2 protein-coding genes are annotated in these 3,206 nt (G+C 50.1%); both read right to left on the bottom strand.

Features of this window, described 5'->3' with window-relative positions; genetic code table 11:
• Positions 1-415: 415 nt before the first annotated feature.
• Positions 416-1,300 (bottom strand): hypothetical protein, encoded by an 885-nt coding sequence (locus ABZU75_RS45980; RefSeq protein WP_355569761.1) that lies wholly within the window; start codon positions 1,298-1,300, stop codon positions 416-418.
• A gap of 97 nt (positions 1,301-1,397) precedes the next feature.
• On the bottom strand, positions 1,398-2,651 hold the full coding sequence (locus ABZU75_RS45975) for a PIN domain-containing protein (RefSeq protein WP_355569758.1): 1,254 nt from the start codon (positions 2,649-2,651) through the stop codon (positions 1,398-1,400).
• Positions 2,652-3,206 lie beyond the last annotated feature (555 nt).

Raw genomic sequence — 3,206 nt, 5'->3', positions numbered from 1 at the left:
CGGGCGGGCGGGGCGCCCCCGCACGACCCGCCGCCCGCCTGCCGTCCGGGCGTGCGGCGTGGGCGCCGGTCCCGAACGGCGGCGGGACTCAGGGCCGCGCGCCGCACCAGCGTCCGCCGTACCCATCCAACTCGCCGCACGTGGGCCGCACCGCCACCTGCGATGGGTCTGATCATCGCTCTCAATTTCCCCGATCGATACTGCATTTCGGTAGTTCGTTACAACTGTATGTAGAAGCCTCCGCACGGGCACGCCTCAACGTAGCCAAACTAACCACGGAAAAACGTGTCAGTTCCAGCTAGTTGTGAGGCTAAGTCCGATCGTTTACGGTCTAACGTAATGCTGTCGAATCGACTCCGTCGGATTCTCTCGCATGCCATTCAGTGTCACGATTTACCGTGGTGAGACCACTGGGTTAATCGCTCGCCTGGTTGCTGCCTTCATCTCCTGGACTGAAGCGGCTCGTAGCCCACCCAGTGCCATCCTCCTCCATTAAACCTGTCCAGAACTTTAGTTCGTTTGGGTCACCGTCAAAATCTTCTGGAGCAGCGGATTCTGCTGCACGGATTATTTCTGGAGCCCAGTCGGAGGAGGCTACGGCATGAATAACGGAGGCTATTTCGAACTCAGGCCCACTGAGATGTCCCACTCTCAGTAGACCATGATCTAGAAGGGTGCTCTCAATATCTCGTCGACTATGCTTCTTGCTCCTTGTGGAAATGTTTTGGTGAGGGTCAAAATGAACGCCACCCTTCCTGTTAGCGATGTACTTAATAATGGATGCCCGAGATATCCCAACCTGGCCTATTTCGTTCGTTTTGATAGCTGCAGACGTTGATTTAAGCCAGTCATCGACCGTCATCCTTACGAGCTCGCCCTGCTTTGGCATCGGATTAGCTGAAAGCAGATCGTCGACACTAGGGTATTTTTCGTGCTCGTCTTCTGGTATGGCCCCCAGTATAAAACCTTTATGGTGAGCACTGGATGACTTTGCCCCACCTCCCCAGGCATAGAGAACCCAATGAGGAGGCCATGCATCTAGGGCGGCATCTATATTGGTCGCCAACACAGTAGGTTGAGCGATTAGCGAAGCTCCAATTTTTCGCCAGAGGCGTTTGAACTCATTGTCGATAAACAGACGACGCAGAACGCTTGCGCCGAGCCTCACCTCCGTGTGTGTTGGGAGCCGATCCTCTGGAAGGCTCATCAAATAATTCAGATCGCTCCCCACAACAACAAGGCGTTCCAGGTCGGAACCCGTTAATTCGAAATTGATCTCGACGCGATTCTGTAGATTCATTATGTGCCTCCTATAAAGTCATAGAGATCAGGATTTGGTCTGCGAATTTCTTAGAGTCATAGCGAGACTTCAGGTCGTGTTTAATGCGTTTCTCGGTTTATATCAACTTGGCTCCATCGAAAAAATCCTCTACAAGCGAACGAGGAAAAGCGATTTCGTCGGAATCAAGCGTCAGCGAATGTCTTAGCTTGGCGATGACTAAAGATATTCTGCGCTGCCTTTCTTCCATCAGATCCCGTTTGCTTGCATACCATTTTGCTTGCATCTGCGACTTATCGCGGTATTCGTTGGAAAGGTTTGCTTCTCGCTCTGTTTGATATATGCTGGCAAGGCGTGTATTTACCATATGGAGCTCTCTGGTGAGTTGCTGTACAGCAGCTTCACAACTGATAAGCAAATTTTTCTGTTCTCTTCGAGACAAAAGGATTACGCTCTCTTCGGGTGCGTCGTTCTCTAGTTCGGGGAGCTTCTCAACTTGGCGTAGCAGTTCATCGCTTACTTGAGCGTTCAGATATTTTCGAGCGTGAACCAAAAACGATTGTGTTGGCATGATCGTTAAATCGCAATCGGCGACCTCTCGTGCCTCTCTGATTAGTTCCGCTCGCGCAGAAATTGTTTGGCCTTTCTCTCTCCGAAACCAATCCTCTTTGACATCTCGCGTGATAAAAAGTATTGGAGCCTCCCTGCGTTTAGCCTCTTCGAGCATTTGGTGCCAGACAAGGTAATCGCCAGCTGGATCAGCTTTTTCGGAATCGGCGTAACCGGGGGGAATCTTATTTTTCACTCGATGCATTGCTTCGTTTCGCGCCCTCTCCTCTTCTTCGGCACCGAGAGGATCGCCGACTTTGTTCTGAAGTAAGTTTTCTAAACGACTCAATACCTCATCATTCGATATCATGTCGAGAGCGACGCCATGTCGCTCCTGTAGTTTAAGAATAGCCTTCACTGTTAGCTTTATGCCTTGAATGACAGGATCGATAATAGCGGTTTGCTCTTCCTCTGTCAGAGCTACGGTTCTTCCCAGAACGTTAAGCTTGCTATTAACATTTCCGGTAAAGTATTCCTCGAATTCTTCTAGGGCTTTGAGAGCAGAGGCGTACGCTTTGGCCTGGTCGCCAATTACATTAATGCGGTTTTTATGGAACTCGAAAGCGACCTGGTGAGGAATCCACAACCTATCATTGAGCTTTTCTAATACATCAAACAATTCGGTCCGTACTCGTGGATTGAATCTGTATGCGTCTAAGAGAACATTTGCGTCCAGGCATACAAGACCTTTGGTCATCGCCACCTGTCGCTGTTCGTCAGTCGGTGGATAGTATTCACGAAATGCAGTGTCAAGATTAGCCATTGCTATTAATCCAATCAGTGAAGATGAATCATAAAGTCTTTTAGTAGGGTCAGATGCTCCACTCTTAGTCTCTGCAACTAGTTCTTCTGAGACTTTAGACCGGCACGATACGCCTTTCGGAGGGCTTGCGCACTCCTATATTCAGATCTCATGATAAAATATACCTAATGTAGGCATTTGAGGGGATTGATACCTTTTATAGTGTGAAGGCTACAATCTGCACCCTCTCGGCGTGTGTGATCACCTATGTTGGTTACTCGCCCTGGTAGCCGGGAGTGATCGACGGACTGGAACTTTGTTCCTCAGCCCGTCATTAGCGACGATCGGGTAGGGATCTTTATCTCAGGAGATCAACAACGAGATCCGAAAGATGCTGGAACAGTGACTTCTCATCAGGGATGATCGGCTACCGGAACGGCATGCAGCATTCAAGTCGCGCCACTCATGATGACACGAGTTTCTTAGTACTCCAGCCGTACTTAGTGATCTCTGATGCGTTGTCGCTGGTAATGGGCTCGCCGAGCGCGTGTCTGGTGGCGTAGTCGCCATGCAGAC

The organism is Streptosporangium sp. NPDC005286, assembly GCF_040607515.1.
Taxonomy (GTDB): Bacteria; Actinomycetota; Actinomycetes; order Streptosporangiales; family Streptosporangiaceae; genus Streptosporangium.
The sequence above is the reverse complement of the archived record's forward strand: the minus strand, read 5'-3'. Positions and strand labels throughout refer to the sequence as shown.